Annotated in this window: 18 protein-coding genes; 13 read left to right on the top strand and 5 right to left on the bottom strand. The window is 71.5% G+C overall.

Annotated features, from left to right (window positions below; genetic code table 11):
• Nucleotides 1–127 precede the first annotated feature (127 nt).
• The 9 genes from KYY02_RS21825 to KYY02_RS21865 all read left to right on the top strand — a co-directional run bounded on the left by KYY02_RS21825 (nucleotide 128) and on the right by KYY02_RS21865 (nucleotide 9,902).
• Nucleotides 128–925 carry a hypothetical protein gene (locus KYY02_RS21825; RefSeq protein ID WP_371240368.1) on the top strand — a complete coding sequence of 266 codons (798 nt, stop codon included), beginning with the start codon at nucleotides 128–130 and terminating at the stop codon, nucleotides 923–925.
• A gap of 180 nt (nucleotides 926–1,105) precedes the next feature.
• A complete protein-coding gene (locus KYY02_RS21830; protein WP_371240370.1) occupies nucleotides 1,106–1,858 on the top strand; it encodes a YcnI family copper-binding membrane protein in 753 nt (250 codons plus the stop codon).
• A gap of 90 nt (nucleotides 1,859–1,948) precedes the next feature.
• Complete coding sequence (locus KYY02_RS21835; RefSeq protein WP_371240372.1) at nucleotides 1,949–2,605, top strand: SCO family protein; 657 nt, start codon at nucleotides 1,949–1,951, stop codon at nucleotides 2,603–2,605.
• Nucleotides 2,602–3,051 carry a copper chaperone PCu(A)C gene (locus KYY02_RS21840; protein WP_371240374.1) on the top strand — a complete coding sequence of 150 codons (450 nt, stop codon included), beginning with the start codon at nucleotides 2,602–2,604 and terminating at the stop codon, nucleotides 3,049–3,051. The genes KYY02_RS21835 and KYY02_RS21840 overlap by 4 nt, the downstream gene beginning before the upstream one ends.
• A 13-nt stretch (nucleotides 3,052–3,064) precedes the next feature.
• Nucleotides 3,065–4,969: a copper resistance CopC/CopD family protein gene (locus tag KYY02_RS21845; RefSeq protein ID WP_371240376.1), complete on the top strand. Its 1,905-nt coding sequence runs from the start codon at nucleotides 3,065–3,067 to the stop codon at nucleotides 4,967–4,969.
• A 6-nt stretch (nucleotides 4,970–4,975) separates the two neighbouring features.
• Complete coding sequence (efeB, locus tag KYY02_RS21850; protein WP_371240378.1) at nucleotides 4,976–6,262, top strand: iron uptake transporter deferrochelatase/peroxidase subunit; 1,287 nt, start codon at nucleotides 4,976–4,978, stop codon at nucleotides 6,260–6,262.
• 72 nt (nucleotides 6,263–6,334) lie between these two features.
• The gene (gene pheA / locus KYY02_RS21855; protein ID WP_371240380.1) at nucleotides 6,335–7,267 is read left to right on the top strand and encodes a prephenate dehydratase; all 933 of its coding nucleotides are present in this window, start codon (nucleotides 6,335–6,337) and stop codon (nucleotides 7,265–7,267) included.
• Nucleotides 7,268–7,815: 548 nt separating this feature from the next.
• Nucleotides 7,816–9,093 carry a serine--tRNA ligase gene (gene serS, locus KYY02_RS21860; RefSeq protein ID WP_371240382.1) on the top strand — a complete coding sequence of 426 codons (1,278 nt, stop codon included), beginning with the start codon at nucleotides 7,816–7,818 and terminating at the stop codon, nucleotides 9,091–9,093.
• Entirely contained in the window at nucleotides 9,090–9,902 is an 813-nt protein-coding gene (locus tag KYY02_RS21865) for an HAD family hydrolase (RefSeq protein WP_371240384.1), read from the top strand. The genes serS and KYY02_RS21865 overlap by 4 nt, the downstream gene beginning before the upstream one ends.
• A gap of 381 nt (nucleotides 9,903–10,283) precedes the next feature.
• Here the strand turns inward: KYY02_RS21865 and KYY02_RS21870 are convergent, their stop codons facing one another.
• The 4 genes from KYY02_RS21870 to KYY02_RS21885 all read right to left on the bottom strand — a co-directional run bounded on the left by KYY02_RS21870 (nucleotide 10,284) and on the right by KYY02_RS21885 (nucleotide 14,030).
• Entirely contained in the window at nucleotides 10,284–11,003 is a 720-nt protein-coding gene (locus KYY02_RS21870; RefSeq protein WP_371240386.1) for an ABC transporter permease subunit, read from the bottom strand.
• A gap of 10 nt (nucleotides 11,004–11,013) precedes the next feature.
• Nucleotides 11,014–11,925, bottom strand: coding sequence for an ABC transporter ATP-binding protein (locus KYY02_RS21875; protein WP_371240388.1), 912 nt, complete (start codon nucleotides 11,923–11,925; stop codon nucleotides 11,014–11,016).
• A gap of 223 nt (nucleotides 11,926–12,148) precedes the next feature.
• Entirely contained in the window at nucleotides 12,149–13,066 is a 918-nt protein-coding gene (locus tag KYY02_RS21880; RefSeq protein ID WP_371240390.1) for an ABC transporter permease, read from the bottom strand.
• Nucleotides 13,056–14,030, bottom strand: coding sequence for an ABC transporter ATP-binding protein (locus KYY02_RS21885; RefSeq protein ID WP_371240453.1), 975 nt, complete (start codon nucleotides 14,028–14,030; stop codon nucleotides 13,056–13,058). Before KYY02_RS21885 ends, KYY02_RS21880 begins: the two co-directional genes overlap by 11 nt.
• A gap of 200 nt (nucleotides 14,031–14,230) precedes the next feature.
• Between KYY02_RS21885 and KYY02_RS21890 the strand changes: the two genes are divergently transcribed.
• The 4 genes from KYY02_RS21890 (at nucleotide 14,231) to KYY02_RS21905 (ending at nucleotide 18,665) form a co-directional block, all read left to right on the top strand.
• Nucleotides 14,231–16,015, top strand: coding sequence for an SDR family oxidoreductase (locus KYY02_RS21890; RefSeq protein WP_371240392.1), 1,785 nt, complete (start codon nucleotides 14,231–14,233; stop codon nucleotides 16,013–16,015).
• Between the two features lie 160 nt (nucleotides 16,016–16,175).
• On the top strand, nucleotides 16,176–16,724 hold the full coding sequence (locus KYY02_RS21895) for an RNA 2'-phosphotransferase (RefSeq protein WP_371240394.1): 549 nt from the start codon (nucleotides 16,176–16,178) through the stop codon (nucleotides 16,722–16,724).
• 63 nt (nucleotides 16,725–16,787) lie between these two features.
• Entirely contained in the window at nucleotides 16,788–17,690 is a 903-nt protein-coding gene (locus KYY02_RS21900) for an LLM class flavin-dependent oxidoreductase (RefSeq protein ID WP_371240396.1), read from the top strand.
• Nucleotides 17,691–17,777: 87 nt separating this feature from the next.
• Entirely contained in the window at nucleotides 17,778–18,665 is an 888-nt protein-coding gene (locus KYY02_RS21905) for an HAD family hydrolase (RefSeq protein ID WP_371240398.1), read from the top strand.
• An 11-nt stretch (nucleotides 18,666–18,676) separates the two neighbouring features.
• Here KYY02_RS21905 and KYY02_RS21910 read toward each other — a convergent pair whose 3' ends face one another.
• On the bottom strand, nucleotides 18,677–19,735 hold the full coding sequence (locus KYY02_RS21910) for a M23 family metallopeptidase (RefSeq protein WP_371240400.1): 1,059 nt from the start codon (nucleotides 19,733–19,735) through the stop codon (nucleotides 18,677–18,679).
• Nucleotides 19,736–19,826 lie beyond the last annotated feature (91 nt).

The following is a 19,826-nucleotide window of genomic DNA, read 5'->3' on the forward strand; positions in this document are numbered from 1 at the left end:
GCGGGTGCGTCGTGGAGTCGGCGGGTGTATGCGGGGCGCTCCGCGACAGAAGCGATCATCCGCTCGTACCTCATTTTGCGGACCTGCCGTACGGCCACTGGTGGGCTGGTGCGATGATGAGCGCGCCATGACTGCCCCCCACCCGCGCACGGCGCGCTCCGGACGAGGGGTCCGGACCCTGCGGGCCGCGGTGTTCGCCGCGGTCTGCGCCGTGCTGGCCGGGGCAGGTCACACCCTCGCCTCCCACGCCGCCGTACCGCTGTGGACGCTGGGCGCGGGCTTCCTCGGGATCCTCGCGGTCGCCGCTCCGCTCGCCGGACGCGTGCGGTCGCTGCCCGGGATCACGGTGCTGTTGGCGTGCGGCCAGACGGCCCTGCACACACTGTTCGGCCTGGGACAGCATGGCGCACCCGCCGCGGGGCCGTCGTCCGCGCTCTCCGACGCCACGCTGGTCGAGCGGGCCGCGCGGCTGCTGTGCGGAACCACCGCGGCGGGGCTCAGCCCCGCGCAGGCCGAGCGCGTCCTCATCGAAGCGCGCGTCCCCCGCACCAGGACCGCCGTCCACACGGAAGCCGCAGCGGACGCCCCGGCCTCCCTGCTGCCGTCACTGCCGATGCTGCTCGGCCACGTCTTCGCGGCGCTGGCCGCCGGATGGCTGCTGCGCCGCGGTGATCTGGCCCTGTTGCGCCTGGCCGAACTGGCGGCGCACGGTGTCGTCGAGGGCGCCCTCGTACGGTCCCTGCGCGCGGCGCTCGCCCTGGTGCGTGCCCTGCGCGCCGGGCTCCCGGGAACACCGGAAGGGGCCCCGCGCATGGCGCGCACCGCGCTGCCCGCCCCGCTCCCGCCCCGTTCCGCCGAGCTGCGCCACACGGTGATCCGCCGGGGCCCGCCGGCCACCGCCACCGCACTCGCTCTCGCCGCCTGACGCCGGGCGACCGCCACTCCGGGTTTCCCGACCGCGGAGAGGGGCGCCGACGCGCGGCATGCGCGCGTGCGGCCGTTCCCGTGTGCTCCCGGCCTCCCGGCCCGAAAGGCCCGTCCGGGCGTACGCACGGCACATCCCTCACCGTCAATGAAACCTCAACCGAAGCGGAGTGCTTCTGCCATGAAGGCTTCCCGTATCACCGCCGCCGGCGCCGCCGCCGGCGCCGCCGTCCTCGCCGTGTCCACCCCCTGCTTCGCCCACGTCACCGTGCAGCCCGAGAGCGAGGCCGCGAAGGGCGGTTACGCGGTCGTCGGCTTCAAGGTCCCAAACGAGCGGGACAACGCCTCGACCACCAAGCTCGAGGTCACCTTCCCCACGGACCACCCGCTGGCGTCCGTGATGCCGCAGCCGGTCGAGGGCTGGGACGTCGAGGTCACCAGGTCCAAGCTGGACAAGCCCCTCGAGACACACGGCAAGAAGATCAACGAGGCGGTCTCCAAGGTGACCTGGACCGCCAAGGGCGACGGCATCGAGCCCGGCTTCTTCCAGAAGTTCCCGGTGTCCGTCGGCACGCTTCCCGAGGACGCCGACGAACTCGTCTTCAAGGCCCTGCAGACGTACTCCAACAAGGAGGTCGTCCGCTGGATCGAGGTGCCGCAGGAGGGCCAGGAGGAGCCCGACCACCCGGCTCCCGTCCTCACCCTGTCCGAGGCCTCCGAGGACGGCCACTCGCACGGTACCGCGGACGACGAGACCTCCGACGACACCGCGGCGGCCGGTAACGCCTCCGTCGAGACCTCCGCCTCCGACGACGAGGGCGGCTCCGGCGGCACCGACACCACCGCCCGTGTCCTGGGTGTCGTCGGCATCGTGGTCGGCGCCGTGGGCGTCGCCTACGGCATGCTCGCCGGGCGTCGGCGCACCACCGCCTGACCCCTCCCCCTTCTCGACGGCGCGCACCGGGCCGCCCACGGCCCCGTGGTCCCCGGTGCGCGCCGGAACACTCACCTCTCAGGACCATTCATGCGCAAGAAGACCTTCATGGCCGCGGCCCTGCTCGCCGTCGCCTCCCTCACCCTGTCCGCCTGCGGCAGCGGGTCCGGCGACAACGGTGAACCCCTCGCCGTGGTGTCCGAGGAGGCCGGCGCCCAGAAGGCGGCCACCGTCCTCGACAGTCCGTTCCGGAAGCCGGACCTCGTCCTCACCGACACGAACGGCGAGAAGTACGACCTCCGCGAGGAGACCGCGGGCAAGCCGACCCTGATCTACTTCGGCTACACGCACTGCCCCGACGTCTGCCCGCTGACGATGAACAACCTCGCCGTGGCCAAGAAGCAGCTGCCCCGGGAACAGCAGGACGAACTGCGGATCGTGTTCGTCACCACCGACCCGGAACGTGACACCTCCGCCGCGCTGGGCACGTGGCTCAAGGGCATCGACTCCCAGGTCGTCGGCCTGACCGGCGACTTCGGCACCATCCAGGCCGGCGCCCGTACCCTCGGCATCTCGATCAACCCGCCGCGCAAGGACGACAAGGGCAAGACCGTCTCCGACCACGGCACCCAGGTCATCGCCTTCTCGCCGAAGACCGACGGCGGTTACGTCCTCTACGGCGAGGACGCCACCGTCGAGGACTACACCGAGGACCTCCCCAAGATCATCAAGGGGGAGAACCCGTGAGGCGCCCGGCAGCCACGGCCCTGATCGTCGCCGGGGCGCTGGCCCTGGCGGGCTGCGGCGGCTCGGACGACGGCACGGCGGACCTGTCCGTCGGCTCCGCGTACATGCCGCAGCCGGTCTCCGACATGGCCGCCGGCTTCCTCACCATCACCAACGAGGGCGATTCCACGGACCGGCTGACCTCGGTCAGCAGCGACGTCGCCGGCCAGGTCACCGTGCACGGGACCGTCGACGGCGCCATGCGGGAGGTCGAAGCCCTCGACATCCCGGCCCACGGCAGCCTGGTGCTCGAGAGCGGCGGCAACCATCTGATGTTCGAACAGCTGAAGCGGAGGCCGAAGCAGGGCCAGAAGGTCACCGCCGAGCTGCGCTTCGACCGGTCCGCCCCCGTCACGGTCGAGATCCCGGTGAAACCGGCCACCTACGTCCCGAAGACCGGACACTGAGGGAGACACCCCTGTGACCCCGACCACCGCCCCCCGCGTGCGGACCCTGGTGCTGCTGCTCCTGGCCGTCACCGGCGCGCTCCTCGCCGGAGCCGCTCCCGCCTCCGCGCACGCCGCGCTGACCGGCAGCGACCCCGGCCGGGGGGCGGTGGTCGACACGGCGCCCACCCAGGTCTCGCTCACCTTCTCCGAGCAGGTCGCGGTGAGCGACGACGCCGTGCGCGTCCTCGACCCCAAGGGCGAGCGGGTCGACAAGGGCGACCCGGTCAACCCCAGCGGCACGACGTACACCGTGCGGCTGCTCAGCGGGCTGCCCGACGGCACGTACACCGTGGCCTACCAGGTGGTGTCCGCGGACAGCCACCCCGTCGCCGGCGCCTTCACCTTCTCCGTCGGCGCACCCTCCGAGACCTCCGTCTCGGTCTCCGCGCAGGCCTCCGACGACGGCCTGATCGGCCTGCTGTACGGCTTCGGCCGCTACGTGTCGTACGCCGGCTTCGTCGTCATGACGGGCGGGGCCGCCTTCGTGCTCGCCTGCTGGGGACGCGGTTCCGGGGTGCGGGCGGTACAACGGCTGGTCGTCTCCGGCTGGCTGACGCTCACCGCGGCCACGCTCATGCTGCTGCTCCTGCGCGGCTCCTACACCACCTCCGGCACGGTCGGCGACGTCTTCGACCTGTCGCTGCTCGGGAACGTGCTCCAGACGAAGACCGGCGCGGCACTGGTGTCCCGGCTGCTGCTGCTCGCCGCGGCGGCCCTGTTCATCGCGGTGCTGTTCGGCGCCTATGACAAGCGGGAGGCCGAGGAGAAGCGGGACCTGACCTTCAGGCTCGCGATCGGCGGGACGGTCGTGGCAGCCGGGCTCGCCGCCAGCTGGGCCATGTCCGAACACGCCTCCCAGGGGCTCCAGCCCGGTATCGCCATGCCCGTCGACGTGGTCCACCTGCTGGCCGTCGCCGCCTGGCTCGGCGGACTCACCGCCCTGCTCGTCGCCCTCTACCGGGCACCCGCCGACACCCCGGTCGGCCAGGACGCCGTCCAGCGGTTCTCCCGGATCGCCTTCGGCAGCGTGGTGACGCTGGTCGTCACCGGCGTCTACCAGAGCTGGCGGCAGCTCGGCTCCTGGTCGGCGTTCACCGACACCCGGTACGGACAGCTGCTGCTCGCCAAGATCGGTCTCATGGTGGTGCTGGTCGCGGTCGCCTCCTCCTCACGGCGCTGGACGGCACGGCTGGCCGAGGCGCCGGCGCCGGCGCCGGCCCCGGCGGCGCGCGAGGAGAAGAAGCAGCCGGCTGCGGGCGGAACCACGGAGGCCCGGAAGAGCGACGACGCCCGGGCCGTTCAGCTCGCCCGGCAGCGGGCCGCGATGGAGAACGCCCGGCAGAAGCGGCTGCGCGACGCCGACCCCCACCGCTTCGGTCTGCGCCGCTCCGTACTCGCCGAGGCGGGCGTCGCCGTCGTCCTGCTCGCCGTCGCCACCGCACTGACGCAGACCGAGCCGGGGCGTACCGAGCAGGAGGCCGAAGCGGCTGCCTCCGCCTCGTCCTCGTCATCCGCCTCGACCGGTCAGGGCACCGGCGCGGTGACGCTGAACATGCCCTTCGACACCGGCGGTGAGAACGGCAAGGGCGTCGTCACGGTCGGCCTCGACCCCGCCCGGACCGGCGACAACACCCTGCACGTCTATGCGGAGGGCCCGGACGGCCGGGCCGTCGACCTCCCCGAGGTGAAGGTCGCCCTCATCCTCTCCGCCAAGGACATCGGACCGCTGCCCGTCGTCCCCGACCGCATCACCACCGGACACTGGTCGGCGAGCGGAGTACAGATCCCCATGACGGGTGACTGGAAGATCGAGGTGACCGTGCGGACCTCCGACATCGACCAGGTGACCGTCTCGAAGAACGCGAAGATCGGCTGAACCACCATGCCTGACCAGTCCACTCCGCAGCTCCGGAACACCGAGGCACCCCAGGGGGAGCCCGGGGACCGGACCGCAGGGAACGGCATCTCCCGACGCCGGCTGCTCGGCACGGCCGGCGCCACCGGGCTCGTGCTCGGGGCGGCGGGCGGAGCCGCGGGATACGCGTCGGCACCCGCCGCAGCCACCCCGCTGACGTCGGTGGGCGACAGCCGCGTCGGGTTTCACGTGAAACACCAGCCCGGCATCACCCAGCCGCTCCAGGCCCGCGGTCACCTCATCGCCTTCGACCTCGCCCCCGGAGCCGGACGCAAGGAGGCGACCGCACTGCTGCGCCGCTGGTCGGACACCGCCCGCCGACTGATGGCGGGCGAGCCCAGCGCGCAGGACGACACCGGCGTGGCCCGCGATGCCGGCCCCTCCTCACTGACCCTCACCTTCGGCTTCGGCCACAGCTTCTTCGGGCGCACCGGCCTGCAGAAGCAGCGCCCCGTCGCCCTGGAGCCGCTGCCCGACTTCTCCTCCGACCGCCTCGACAAGGCCCGCAGCAACGGTGACCTGTGGGTGCAGATCGGCGCCGACGACGCCCTCGTGGCCTTCCACGCCCTGCGCGCCGTCCAGAAGGACGCGGGCTCGGCGGCCAGGGTGCGCTGGCAGATGAACGGCTTCAACCGCTCGCCCGGCGCCACCGCCCGCCCCATGACCGCCCGCAACCTGATGGGCCAGGTCGACGGCACCCGCAACCCCAAGCCCACCGACTCCGACTTCGACGAGCGGATCTTCGTCCCCGATCCGGGCGAGCCCGCCTGGATGGCGAACGGCTCCTACGTCGTCGTACGCCGTATCCGCATGCTGCTCGACGACTGGGAGAAGCTGCCGGTCGAGGAGCAGGAGAGCGTCATCGGGCGCCGCAAGTCCGACGGGGCACCGCTGTCCGGGGGCACCGAGACCTCCGAGATGGACCTGGAGAAGACGGATCCCCGGGGCAACCTGGTCGTCCCGATCAACGCCCACGCGAGGATCACCCGACCCGACCAGAACGGCGGCGCCGCCATGCTCCGCCGCCCGTTCTCGTACCACGACGGCATCGGCGCGGACGGGGTGCCGGACGCGGGGCTGCTGTTCATCTGCTGGCAGGCCGACCCGCTGCGCGGTTTCGTGCCGGTGCAGCGCAAGCTCGACCGGGGCGACGCCCTGACGCCGTTCGTCCGCCACGAGGCGAGCGGGCTGTTCGCGGTGCCGGGCGGCGCGGCGGAGGGGGAGTACGTGGGGCAGAGACTGCTGGAGGGGTGAGAACCGTCCCGCCTCGCCCCCTGCGTGCTCTCGCGGGACTGCCCCCGGCCGAGGGCCCATTAGGGTGAGGTCATGCCAGCGAGCTATGCGTATCTCGGTCCAGAGGGCACCTTCACCGAAGTCGCCCTGCGCACGCTTCCCGAGGCGGCCACCCGTGAGCTGATCCCGTACGTGTCCGTGCAGTCCGCGCTCGACGCGGTGCGCGTCGGCGAGGCCGAGGCCGCCTTCGTCCCCATCGAGAACTCCGTCGAGGGCGGTATCACCACCACCCTCGACGAACTGGTCGCAGGCACCCCGCTGATGATCTACCGCGAGGTGCTGCTGTCGATCACCTTCGCGCTGCTCGTGCGTCCGGGCACCAAGCTGTCGGACATCAAGACGGTCACCGCCCACCCGGCCGCCCAGCCGCAGGTCCGCAACTGGCTGAGGGCACACCTCCCGGACGCCGTCTGGGAGTCGGCCGCCTCCAACGCGGACGGTGCGCGACTGGTCCAGGAGGGCCGGTACGACGCCGCCTTCGCCGGCGAGTTCGCCGCCGCCCGGTACGGCCTGGAGACCCTGGAGACGAGGATCCACGACGCGGAGAACGCCCAGACCAGGTTCGTACTGGTGGGCCGTCCCGCCCGGCCCGCCGCACCCACGGGCGCCGACAAGACGTCCGTCGTGCTGTGGCAGCGCGACGACCACCCCGGCGGTCTGCGCGACCTGCTGGGCGAGTTCGCCACCCGCGGCATCAACCTGATGCTGCTCCAGTCCCGGCCGACCGGCGCCGGGATCGGCAACTACTGCTTCTGCGTCGACGCCGAGGGCCACATCTCGGACCGCCGGATGTCCGAGGCGCTGATGGGGCTCAAGCGGGTCTGTCTGCAGGTGCGCTACCTCGGTTCGTACCCGCGTGCCGATGCACGGCCCGACGAGGTGCGACCGCCGTTCCCCGGGACGTCGGACGAGGAGTTCACGGGGGCGGCGGACTGGGTCGCGCGGTGCCAGGACGGGCGGTTCTGACGGGCCGGGGGAAGGCGGGCCCGGTCCTACCTGCTGATTTTCGTTGTCCACAGGAGTTATCCACAGCCCTGCTTCCTTATCTGGGGACAAGTCGACACCGGAACCGCATTCGGTCGACACACCGCTCCACAGGACATCACCCCGTTCACCGTCCCGCGTACCGTGCTTCGTCCACCCTTTCCCCTTGATCAACCCTTCAGAGTGATCTCTTTCCACTCAAAAGTGGAGATAAAGGGAGCCACCCCTGGGGATTCCCGGCTTTGACCAGGCTTTCCGGAGCTCCACATACTGAAGTCCACAGATCTCCCCCACACCCTGTGGATAACCCCCCGGAAGTGTGGATGCCTGTGGACAACCGAAGCCCAAGTTCCTGGCCGCGCAAGGAACTCCGGTCAACCGACCGCCTCCGAACCAACCCGTTCCAGAGGAAGCGCACTATTCGTTGACCTTGAGGAACATTGCGCGCAATTCCCTCGTACCGGAAAGCGCGTCGCCGCACCGCGACAGTGGGTCGTGGGGCGTCACCCCGCACCGGTAGCCTTGACCGCGTGATTGACCTTCGCCTGCTTCGTGAGGACCCCGACCGTGTGCGTGCTTCGCAGCGCGCCCGTGGAGAGGACGTCGCGCTCGTCGACGCCCTCCTGTCTGCCGACGAGCGGCGCAGGTCGTCCGGCGTCCGCTTCGACGAGCTGCGCGCCGAGCAGAAGTCCCTCGGCAAGCTCATCCCCAAGGCAGCCGGCGACGAGAAGGCCGAGCTGCTGAAGCGGGCCGGCCAGCTCGCCGCCGAAGTCAAGGCGGCCGACGCCGACCGGGACGCCGCCGCCGCGGAGACGCAGGAGCTCCTGGCCAAGCTGAGCAACCTCGTCCACCCCGACGTGCCCGTCGGCGGCGAGGAGGACTTCGTCACGCTGGAGACGCACGGCAGCATCCGCGACTTCGACGCCGAGGGCTTCGCACCCAAGGACCACCTGGAGCTCGGCCAGCTCCTCGGCGCCATCGACGTCGAGCGCGGCGCCAAGGTCTCGGGCTCCCGCTTCTACTTCCTGACCGGCGTCGGCGCGCTGCTCGAGCTCGCCCTGGTGAACGCCGCGATGGCCCAGGCCACGGCCGCCGGCTTCACCCCGATGCTGACCCCCGCGCTGGTGCGCCCCCAGTCGATGGCGGGCACCGGCTTCCTCGGCCAGGCCGCCCAGGACGTCTACCACCTGGACAAGGACGACCTCTACCTGGTCGGCACGTCCGAGGTGGCGCTGGCCGCATACCACATGGACGAGATCCTCGACGCCGACCGGCTGCCGCTGCGGTACGCGGGCTTCTCGCCCTGCTTCCGCCGTGAGGCCGGCTCGCACGGCAAGGACACCCGGGGCATCTTCCGCGTGCACCAGTTCGACAAGGTCGAGATGTTCTCGTACGTCGCCCCGGAGGAGTCCCAGGCGGAGCACCAGCGGCTGCTGGAGTGGGAGAAGCAGTGGCTGACCTCGCTGGAGCTGCCGTTCCGCGTGATCGACGTCGCCTCGGGCGACCTGGGCTCCTCGGCCGCGCGCAAGTACGACTGCGAGGCGTGGATCCCGACCCAGGGCAAGTACCGCGAGCTGACCTCCACCTCGGACTGCACCGAGTTCCAGTCGCGCCGGCTGTCGATCCGCGTCCGTGAGGACAAGAAGGTGCGCCCGCTGGCCACGCTCAACGGCACGCTGTGCGCCGTACCGCGCACGATCGTGGCGATCCTGGAGAACCACCAGCAGGCCGACGGCTCCGTGCGCGTGCCGGAGGTGCTGCGTCCGTACCTGGGCGGCCGGGAGCTCCTGGAGCCGGTCACCAAGTGAACACCGCCCCCGCGCCCTTCCCGTACCGGCTCATCGCCACCGACCTCGACGGCACGCTGCTGCGGGACGACCACTCGGTCTCTCCCCGCACCCGTGACGCGCTCGCCGCGGCCACCGCGGCGGGCGCCGCGCACATCGTCGTCACCGGTCGCGCGGTGCCCTGGACCCGCCCCATCCTCGACGACCTCGGCTACGAGGGCCTGGCCGTCTGCGGCCAGGGCGCCCAGGTGTACGACGCCGGGACGCACCGCCTGCTGACGTCGGTGACCCTGGACCGGCAGCTGGCCGGAGTGGCGCTGGCCAAGATCGAGGCGGAGGTCGGCCCGCTGCACCTGGCGGCCAGCCGTGACGGGCTGGACGGCGAGGTGCTGGTCGGTCCTGGTTACGAGGTCGTGGGCGGGCTGCCCGCGACGCCGTTCACGGACGCGGCGGACCTGTGGACGGCGCCCCTGAACAAGCTGTACATCCAGCATCCGGACCTGACCTCGGACGAGCTCGCCGATGCGGCCACCCGCGCGGCGGGCGGGTTCGTCACCGTCACCATGGCGGGCGAGGGCATCGTCGAACTGCTCCCGCTCGGCCTGTCCAAGGCCACGGGGCTGTCCCTGGCGGCGCGCCGGCTGGGCATGAGGGCCGCGGAGACGATCGCCTTCGGCGACATGCCCAACGACATCCCGATGTTCGCCTGGTCCGCCCACGGCGTGGCCATGGCCAATGCCCACGAGGATCTGAAGACGGTCGCCGACGAGGTGACGGCTTCCAACGAGGACGACGGCATCGCGGTGGTCCTGGAGCGCTTGCTGGCATAGCTGCGGGCAGTCGTGTCGCTGGGCGACGGGGCCCCCGCTCGAGCGAGGTCGGGAGCGGGGGCGGGCGCACCGGCGCCTCACGGCGCCGAGCCGCGCGACCCCACCCGTCCCGCCGCGACACAGCCGCGCCCCTGTGAGGAGGCGAAAGCAGGGAGGGCGGCCCACGCGACAACAGACGTGCGCGTGCTCGAAGCGGCCGCCCCGGGCAGTTCCCCGCAGGAGCGGACTGGACGCAGCGGTGGGAACCGCTGCGGAGTCCGCCGCGGGCTGCCCCGTCCCGGTGTGGTGGACGACATCACTGTGCCCGCCGGACGGGTCGGGCGCCACCGAATAGAACCGGCGGACGGCGCCACCCGACCCGTCGCCCGGCGGGCGGACGTCTCACTCCTCGCCGGCCAGCGTCAGCGACCGCAGCTTCTGTCCGGCGTACCAGGTGGCCAGCACGGTGACCGCGGCCAGCAGCACCGTCGCGGTCGTCAGGCCCACGTCCGAGGTGACCAGGTCACCGCCGGAGACCTTCTGCGCCACCGCCAGCGACCACTGCTGGACGCTCAGCGTGCGCGCGCCGGGCACCAGGGAGCCGAACAGCGCCTCCCAGACCAGCGCGTAGACCAGTCCGAACACCACCGCGTGCCGTGAGACCGTGCCGAGCAGCAGGAAGAGCGCCGAGTACGCGATGGAGGCGACCAGAGCTGCCACGGTGTAGGCGACGGCGACCTGCTGGCCGTTGCCGTTCAGGACGAAGCCCGCGATCAGGGTCGGCACCGCCGAGAACACCATGGTGACGGCGATCGCGACGATCAGCTTGGTACAGATGATCGTGGGCCGTTTGATCGGCTTGGACAGCAGGTACACCACCGAGCCGTCGTCGATCTCGGGGCCGATGGCACCGGTTCCGGCGATGACGCCGATGATCGGCACCATGGTGGCGAGCGCGAACCCGCCGAGGACGTCGGCCGCCGTCTGGTCGTCGGCTCCGCTGAGGGCGCGCACGGCCACGGAGATCACGATCAGCAGCAGGGGCAGCGCGCCCAGGATGAGGGCCCGGCGACGGCCGAGCAGGGCCCGGTAGGTGAGCCGGGCGACTGTGGGGTCGTACATCTTCGGCCTCCTACGCCGCGACGAGATACGAGAAGACGGACTCGAGGGACTCGTCGGACGGCGAGACCGTGAGCAGCCGGATGCCGTGCTCCTTGGCGACCTTCGGCAGCAGGGCCGTGAAACGGCCGAAGTCGACGGCCTGGACGCGCAGCGCGCCCTCGGCGTGGTCGACCTCGATGCCGGACGTCGACGGGTCGGCGATCAGCGCGGCCGCGAGCGCGCGGTCGTCGCTGGAGCGCACCAGGTAGCGGTGCGGGCGGTCCGTCATCAGGCGGCGGATCCTGCGGAAGTCGCCGCTGGCGGCGTGCCGGCCGGCGACGACGACCTCGATGTGCCGGGCGAGCTGCTCGACCTCCTCGAGGATGTGGGAGGAGAACAGCACCGTGCGGCCCTCGTCGCCCATCCGCCGCAGCAGGTCCATCAGCTGCATGCGCTGGCGCGGGTCCATGCCGTTGAAGGGCTCGTCGAGCAGGAGCAGCGACGGCTGGTGGACCAGCGCGGACGCCATCTTCACGCGCTGGCGCATGCCCTTGGAGTACGTGGCGATCTTGCGGTCCTGCGCGTACTCCATCTCGACCGTGGCGAGCGCCTGCTGGGCGGCCTTGGCGCCCAGGCCGTGGAGTTCGGCGTTGGCGAGGACGAATTCGCGGCCGGTGAGGAAGTCGTACATCGCCTCGCGTTCGGGGACGATGCCGATGTGCCGGTAGATGGCCTCGTTGCGCCACACCTGCTGTCCGTCGAGGGTGACGGTGCCGGTGGAGGGGGCGAGGAAGCCGCCCATCATGTTGATGAGGGTGGACTTGCCGGCGCCGTTGGGGCCGAGCAGGCCGGTGACGCCGGGGCCGACGGTCATGGTGATGTCGTTGACGGCGACCACGTTGCCGAACCAGCGGGAGACGTGGTCGATGTTGAGCGTGGTCACCTGAGCCTCCGGAGGGCTTCCTGATTCTGGGCGTGGCACGGCCCGGACCTGCTGTACGCTCGCGGCGTGCTGAGCGAGAACCAAGCCAGCACAACGCCCTCCATTCCGTTGGGGAACCGGGCTGATTCCAACCCGGCCGGTGTTGATCGTGTAGGACTCGATCGCTCGCTGAGCGGCCGAGCGGTGTGAGCCGGGAATCCTCCTTGTTCGCAAGGGGGAGGGTTCAAAGGCCCACCTTCTTGTAGCGGCGCATCAGCAGTCCGTAGCCGGCGGCGATGAGACCGAGGACGGCCAGGACGTACACCACGCCCTCGCCGGTCGAAGGACCCACCCCGCCGGGGAAGGCGGAGCTCGCGCCCAGGAAGGCCGACTGCACGCCGTCGATGAGGGTGATCGGCGAGAACAGGCCGATCCAGGCGATGGCGGTGTTGCCGCTGCTCTGGACCTCCGCGATCGCCTGGAGGGTGGAGACCGCGCCGTAGGAGATGGTCAGTACGGCGATGACGGCCGCGATGCCGAAGCCGCGGCGCGGGGTGACCGAGGCGATGACCAGGCCGATGCCGGCGAAGAGCAGCGAGAGCAGTGCCACGGAGACGAGTCCCTGCGCGAATCCCTTGGTCTGGTCGGTGAAGTCGAGCTTGGCCAGCAGCGCGCCGATGTACAGCACCAGCAGGGGAGCGGCGGTGAGGATGAACAGGGCCGACGCCAGCGCGGCGAACTTGGCGCGTACGTAGTCGGCGGTCTCGATGGGCCGTGAGAAGTACAGCGGCACGGTCTTGAAGCGCAGGTCGCGGGAGACGGACTGGGGTGCCTGCGAGGCGACGTACAGGCTGATGACGGCCTGCATGACGATCGCGTAGCGCGTGTAGTCGAGGGGCAGTTCCCTGGCCTTGGTGGCGACGGCGACGGCCACCATGATGGCGGCGGGCACACACATCACCACGAACAGCAGCATCGGCAGCACCTTGGACTTCACCGAGCGGCCGAGGCCGTAGGAGCCGCGCAGGGACTGCGAGTACAGCGAGAGCCTGGCGTAGGAACGGCCGAGGCGGGGGCCGTCGTAGGAGCGGTAGCCGATGTTGTGGATGCGGGTGTCGTCCGGCGCAGTGGCCGGTGTCCGCATGGACTGCTCAGTTGCCATGGCCGACCGCTTCCTTCCGCTGCTCGTCGCTGCTTGCGTCGTTGTTCCTGAAGACCTCGGAGATGTGGTGCCGGCGCTGTTCCATGCGGACCAGGCCGAGGCCGAGGTCCGCGATGACGTCCCGGACCAGGTCGTAGGTGTCCTCGCCCCGCGCGGTGAGCAGCAGGGTGTGTCCGGCGCCCGGCAGTCCGCTGCCGTCCTCGACGGTCACTCCGCGCGCGTGGAGCGCGTCGCGCACCGCGCGGGTGCCGTCCGGGTGCTCCTCGGTGTCGGTGACCTCGATCGCGAGGGTCGTGGTGGTCTGGGTGAAGTCCGTGGTGGAACTGGAGCGCAGCAGCTTGCCGCCGTCGACGACGACGACGTGGTCGCAGGTGCGTTCCAGTTCGCCCAGCAGGTGGGAGGTGACCAGGACCGAGATGCCGAAGTCGGTGTGGATGCGGCGGATCAGGCCGAGCATCTCGTCGCGGCCGACCGGGTCGAGGCCGTTGGTGGGTTCGTCCAGGAAGACCAGCTGGGGGTCGTGGACGAGGGCCTGCGCGAGCTTCACGCGCTGCTTCATGCCGGTGGAGTAGCCCCCGATGGGGCGGTAGCGCTCCTCGTACAGGCCGACGTGGCGCAGGGTGTCCGCGGTGCGTTCCCGCGCGGCGGTGGGCGGCAGGCCGGACATGCGCGCCATGTGGACGACGAACTCGGTGGCCGAGACGTCCGGCGGCAGGCAGTCGTGCTCCGGCATGTAGCCGACCCGTTCGCGGATGGCGGCGCCCTCGGTGGCGACGTCGAGTCCGAGCACTTCGGCGCGGCCCTCGGTGGCGGGGGACAGACCCAGCAGGATCTTGATCAGTGTGGACTTGCCGGCTCCATTGGCTCCGACGAGTCCGGTCACACCGGGCCCGACGTCCACGGAGAGCCGGTCAAGAGCGGTCACCCGGGGGAACCGCTTGCTCAGGCTTTCGGTCGCGATCACAGTCACGTCCTCGACAGTAGTGACCCGTACCACTGGGGTCGTCAGACCGGAGAGCCGTCTTGATGTCCATCTGGAGTTGTACGGGCCCGTAGGGGCACCTCCTTCCCCGGAGTTATCCACAGCCCTGAGAACCGCCCTTGACGGGGTTGCGGCCGACTGCGAGATTCACTCGTGTCACGTTACGGACACGTAGCGCGTCCATGACCGCAAGGGGTGACGGCTTGTCGGGGACGGTGTGGGCGGGAGCTCGTGAGCGCCGGGTGCGTACGGGCGGGGTCGAGCTGTGCGTGGCCGAGCTGGGGGAGCCCGGGCGGCCGACGGTCGTCCTGGTGCACGGCTATCCGGACAGCAAGGAGGTGTGGTCCGAGGTCGCGTCCCGGCTCGCCGGGCGTTTCCACGTCGTGGCGTACGACGTCCGGGGCCACGGCCGGTCCACGGCGCCCCGTCCGCTGCGCGGCGGGTTCACCCTGGAGAAGCTGACCGACGACTTCCTGGCCGTCGCCGACGCGGTCAGCCCGGACCGGCCGGTGCATCTGGTGGGGCACGACTGGGGTTCGGTGCAGGCCTGGGAGTTCGTCACGGTCGGGCGCACGGCGGGGCGGGTCGCCTCCTTCACGTCGGTGTCGGGGCCGTCGCTCGACCACTTCGGGCACTGGATCCAGCGGCGGACGAAACGGCCGACCCCGCGCCGGGTCGGCCAGTTGCTGGGCCAGGGCGCCAGGTCCTGGTACGTCTACCTGCTGCACACGCCCGTGCTGCCGGAACTGGCCTGGCGCGGGCCGCTCGGCAGGGCCTGGCCGCGGATGCTGGAACGCGCCGAGAAGGTGCCCGGGGACGGCTATCCGACGTCGTCCCTGCCGTCGGACGCGGCCCACGGCGCCTGGCTCTACCGGGACAACATCCGCCGTCGGCTGCGCGGCCCGCGTGCCGATGCCCACGCGCACGTCCCCGTACAGCTGATCACACCCCTGAAGGACGTGTTCCTCTCCGAGAGGCTCTACGACGATCTGGAGGAGTGGGTGCCGCGGCTGACCCGGCGGACGCTCCCGGCAAAGCACTGGGTCCCGCGCAGCCGTCCCGACCCGCTGGCCACGTGGATCTCCGACTTCGTCGTGTCCGTGGAGGACGGCAGGCCGCAGGCGTCGGCTCCGGGCCGGCACGCCGACCGCTTCGGCGGACGGCTGGTCCTGGTCACCGGGGCGGGCAGCGGCATCGGGCGGGCGACCGCGCTCGCGTTCGCGGAGGCGGGCGCACGCGTGCTGGCGGTCGACCGGGACGCAAAGGCCGCGGCCCGTACCGCCGGGGAGGCCCGCGGTCGCGGAGCGGCGGCGGCCTGGGCCAAGACGGCGGACGTGTCCGACGAGCAGGCCATGGAGAAGCTCGCCGAGCGGGTCACCACCGAGTACGGCGTGGTGGACGTGCTGGTGAACAACGCCGGCATCGGGCTGGGCGGCTCCTTCTTCGACACCACCCCAAAGGACTGGAGGAAGGTCCTCGACGTCAATCTGTGGGGGGTGATCCACGGCTGCCGGCTCTTCGGGCGGCGGATGGCCGAACGCGGACAGGGCGGCCACATCGTCAACGTCGCCTCGGCGGCGGCGTTCCAGCCGTCCAGGGCGCTGCCCGCCTACAGCACGTCCAAGGCGGCGGTGCTGATGCTGAGCGAGTGCCTGCGGGCGGAGCTGGCGGGCCGGGACATCGGTGTGACGGCGGTGTGCCCCGGGTTCGTGAGCACCCCCATCACCTCCGCCGCGCGCTTCGCGGGCGTGGACGCGGAGGAGGAGCGGCGGCTGCGGAAGCGGGCGGCACGCCTGTACGGGCTGCGCGGCTATCCGCCGGAGAAGGTCGCCGCCGCGATCCTGCGGGCGGTGGCGCGTGACGAGGCGGTGGTGCCGGTCACCCCGGAGGCGCGGGCCGCGTACGCGCTGTCGCGGTGGATGCCGGGGGCGCTGCGGAGGATCGCTCGGGTGAAGCCGCCGGTATGAGGGAGGCAGAGGTGCATCCGGTCGGCAACGCCCCTTCTTCGAAGGCTGGTTGTCCACAGCTGATGTCAATTTCCCTGTGGATAAACATACTTGGCTGTGGATCAAACCTCCGGAGCTAAATCGATCGCGTGATGCTCGTCTCTCCCGGCAGTCTGGACGGATGGAGGAAAGACGCACCGCGAAGGTGTCGAAGTACCTCGCCAAGCATCTGCGCCATCAGCCCGAGAAGATCGGGCTCACGCTCGACGAGGGCGGCTGGGCCGAAATCGACGCGTTGGTCACCGCGGCGTCCGCGCACGGCTTCCGGTTCACCCGGGAGGAGCTGGACCATGTCGTCGCCGTCAACGACAAGCGGCGCTTCGCCATCGAGGGCACCCGGATCCGCGCCAGCCAGGGCCACAGCGTCGAGGTCGTTCTCGGACTGGCACCGGCCACCCCGCCGCCGTACCTGTACCACGGCACCGTCGCCCGGAACATGGAGGCGATCCGCACCGAGGGGCTGCGGTCCATGAACCGGCACGACGTGCACCCCTCCGCCGACCGCGAGACGGCGACCCGTGCCGGCGCCCGCCGGGGCCGTCCGGTCGTCCTGTCCGTGGACGCGGCCGCCATGCACCGGAACGGCCATGTCTTCCACGTGAGTGCGAACGGTGTCTGGCTGACCCGGGCCGTGCCGAGCCGGTACCTGCGGTTTCCCGCACGTCACTGAGGCGGGACGCGAACGGCGTGATCGTTTCACGTGAAACACGGCTCGCCGCATAGGCTCGGTGGCATGACACTGCGCCTGAGCACCGTGATCCTCCCGTACCGCCGCTGGCACGAGGGCAGCCGTTCGGCGTGGGTGCGTGCCGAGGAACTCGGCTTTCACGCGGGGTACACCTACGACCACCTGTCCTGGCGCAGTTTCCGGGACGGCCCCTGGTTCGGCGCCGTCCCCACCCTGACCGCCGCCGCGGCCGTGACCGACCGGATACGGCTGGGCACGCTGGTGACCTCACCGAACTTCCGGCACCCGGTGACCCTCGCCAAGGAACTCATCTCCCTCGACGACATCTCCGGCGGGCGCGTCATGCTCGGGATCGGCGCGGGCGGCACCGGCTTCGACGCCACCGCGCTCGGCCAGGAGCCCTGGACACCGCGCGAGCGCGCCGACCGCTTCGCCGAGTTCGTCCCTCTGCTCGACCGTCTGCTCACCGAGGACTCGGTGTCGTACGAGGGTGACTTCTACGCGGCGCACGAGGCGCGCACCATCCCGGGTTGTGTGCAGCGGCCCCGGCTGCCGTTCGCCGTGGCGGCCACCGGACCGCGCGGGCTGCGGCTCGCGGCACGCCACGGGCAGGCCTGGGTGACCACGGGTGATCCCCGGCTGTACGAGGACGGCACGCCCGAGCAGTCGGTTCAGGCCATTCGCGGCCAGGCGGAGAAGCTGGCCGACGCCTGCGCCGAGCTCGGCCGGGACGTGACCGGGCTGGACAAGATCCTGCTCACCGGATTCACCCCGGAGCGGGGCCGTCCGCTGGAGTCCCTGGACGCCTTCGTCGACTTCGCGGGCCGCCACCGCGAGCTGGGGTTCACCGAGATCGTGATCCACTGGCCCATCCCCGACTCGGACTTCGCCGCGGACCAGAAGGTCTTCGAGCGGATCGCCATGGAGGCACCGGCGCAGCTGCGGTGACTCCGGCCGTCCCAAGGCGCGGGAGAAACCGCTGGTGACGACGTCAACCACTCAGATGCGCGGACTTCCGCACGACCGTGCGGGCATATGCGGGACAATGGCCGGGTGACCTCAGCGACCCGACAGCCCGAGACCCAGGCAGCCGCCACTCGACCGCGGCTCATCGCCACCGACCTCGACGGCACCCTGCTGCGCGACGACAAGTCGGTGTCCCCGCGCACCGTCGCCGCGCTCGCCGCCGCCGAGGAGGCGGGCATCGAGGTCTTCTTCGTCACCGGCCGCCCGGCCCGCTGGATGGACGTCGTCAGCGACCACGTCCACGGCCACGGCCTCGCCATCTGCGGCAACGGCGCGGCCGTCGTCGACCTGCACGGCGGCCCCGGCGCGCACCGCTTCGTGAAGGTGCGCGAGCTGCCCCGGGAGAACGCGCTGGACGCCGTACGGCTGCTGCGCGAGGCCGCACCGGGCACGGTGTACGCCGTGGAGCAGACCTTCGGTTTCAACCAGGAGCCTGCGTACCCGAAGCTGCACATGGAGGTCCCGGACACGCTCGCTCCCGCCGAGGACCTGCTGGCTCCGGACTCCCCCACCGCCGGTGAGCCGGTGCTCAAGATCCTCGCCCACCACCCCGAGCTCGACCCCGACGCCTTCCTGACCCTGGCCCGGCTCGCCGTCGGCGACCGCGCCAACGTCACCCGCTCCAGCCCCAGCTCCCTGCTGGAGATCAGCGGACCCGAGGTGTCCAAGGCCAGCACGCTCGCCCTGTGCTGCGCCGAGCGCGGTGTCTCGCACGAAGAGGTCGTCGCCTTCGGCGACATGCCCAACGACGTCGAGATGCTGACCTGGGCCGGCCGCTCCTACGCGATGGGCAACGCCCACCCGGACGTGATCGCCGCCGCCTCGGGCCGCACGGTCGCCAACAACGACGACGGGGTGGCCGTGGTGATCGAGCGGCTGCTGAACGAGCGGTCGTAACCGCTCGGGGCTCAGAGCGACACCCCGCGCCGCGCCAGCCAGGGCACGGGGGCCACCGCCGACCCCGTCTCCGGCGTGACCCGCGCCTCGAAGTGCAGATGCGGGCCCGTGGAGTTGCCGCTGGTGCCGGACTGCCCGATCCACTGCCCGGGCCACACCTGTTCCCCCTGGTCGACGGCGACGGCGGCGAGATGGGCGTACTGCGTGTAGTAGCCGTCCTCGTGCCGGAGCACGATCTCGATGCCGAAGGCGCCCCCGCAGGACACCTTCACCACCGTCCCCGCGCCCACGGCCCGCACCGGCGTGCCGATCGGCACCGCGAAGTCCTGCCCGGTGTGCCGGTTCGCCCACCGGGCGCCGCCGCTGCCGTAGGAGGCGGACAGTTCGTACGTCTCCACCGGCGCCACCCAGCTGGTGGTGAACCGTGTCCGGGGCTGGTCGAGGCGGACCGCACCGCGGCAGGCGCCGGCCGTGACGGAGGCGTCCGCCTGCCCCTGGAGCTTCCACCGAGCCGCTTCGAGCTTCCGCTCGATGGCCCGCCGCAGGGCGGCGAGTTCCGTGTTCCGCTTCTCCAGCCTCTCCCACGCCGCCGCGGCCTTCGCCTCGTCGCGGGCGAGCCGGGCCTCGGCCCGTTCGCTCCTGTCGATCGCCTTGTCGAGCGACATCTCCGCCTGCCGCACCGCCCGCTGACCGCGCATCAGCTCCTCGGGGTCGTCGGCGAGCAGCATGTGCGCGGTGAGCGGCAGCCCGCCACCGTCCCGGTACTGGGAGCTCGCGATCCGGCCCAGGTCCTCGAGCAGCCCGGCCGACTCCCGCCGCTCCCGGTCGAGCCGCTCCTCCAGCCGCCGGGCCCTGGCCCGCTGCTCCTCGGCCTCACGCCGACCGGCCTCGTACCGCTCCGTCGCCGTCGCCGCCTCCTCGTACAGCCGCGCCACCTCCGCGCCGACGCCGGACGCGGAGCCGTGGCCGGAGAAGTGGGAGCCGTCGCCGTCGGCGGGCCGGGCGGCGAGCACGGCGAGCGCGCACAGCAGCACGGCGGTGGACAGCGGGTGGCGGCGGGTGAAGCGCATGACTGCGATCCTGGACCCCGCCCCGGCGCGCGGTCCTGTTCACGTCGTACACATGGGGGACCACTGGCCCCGGACGGACCAGTGGTACCGC

It is taken from the genome of Streptomyces pimonensis (assembly GCF_041380215.1).
Taxonomy (GTDB): Bacteria; Actinomycetota; Actinomycetes; order Streptomycetales; family Streptomycetaceae; genus Streptomyces; species Streptomyces pimonensis.

Bases quoted from the DNA above. Each gene is read 5' to 3' on its own strand.
- KYY02_RS21825 (WP_371240368.1), top strand. From the start codon at position 128: ATGACTGCCCCCCACCCGCGCACGGCGCGCTCCGGACGAGGGGTCCGG.
- KYY02_RS21900 (WP_371240396.1), top strand. From the start codon at position 16,788: ATGACACTGCGCCTGAGCACCGTGATCCTCCCGTACCGCCGCTGGCAC.
- KYY02_RS21830 (WP_371240370.1), top strand. From the start codon at position 1,106: ATGAAGGCTTCCCGTATCACCGCCGCCGGCGCCGCCGCCGGCGCCGCC.
- KYY02_RS21910 (WP_371240400.1), bottom strand. From the start codon at position 19,735: ATGCGCTTCACCCGCCGCCACCCGCTGTCCACCGCCGTGCTGCTGTGC.
- KYY02_RS21905 (WP_371240398.1), top strand. From the start codon at position 17,778: ATGCGGGACAATGGCCGGGTGACCTCAGCGACCCGACAGCCCGAGACC.
- KYY02_RS21870 (WP_371240386.1), bottom strand. From the start codon at position 11,003: ATGTACGACCCCACAGTCGCCCGGCTCACCTACCGGGCCCTGCTCGGC.
- efeB (WP_371240378.1), top strand. From the start codon at position 4,976: ATGCCTGACCAGTCCACTCCGCAGCTCCGGAACACCGAGGCACCCCAG.
- KYY02_RS21895 (WP_371240394.1), top strand. From the start codon at position 16,176: ATGGAGGAAAGACGCACCGCGAAGGTGTCGAAGTACCTCGCCAAGCAT.
- KYY02_RS21835 (WP_371240372.1), top strand. From the start codon at position 1,949: ATGCGCAAGAAGACCTTCATGGCCGCGGCCCTGCTCGCCGTCGCCTCC.
- KYY02_RS21880 (WP_371240390.1), bottom strand. From the start codon at position 13,066: ATGGCAACTGAGCAGTCCATGCGGACACCGGCCACTGCGCCGGACGAC.
- KYY02_RS21890 (WP_371240392.1), top strand. From the start codon at position 14,231: ATGACCGCAAGGGGTGACGGCTTGTCGGGGACGGTGTGGGCGGGAGCT.
- pheA (WP_371240380.1), top strand. From the start codon at position 6,335: ATGCCAGCGAGCTATGCGTATCTCGGTCCAGAGGGCACCTTCACCGAA.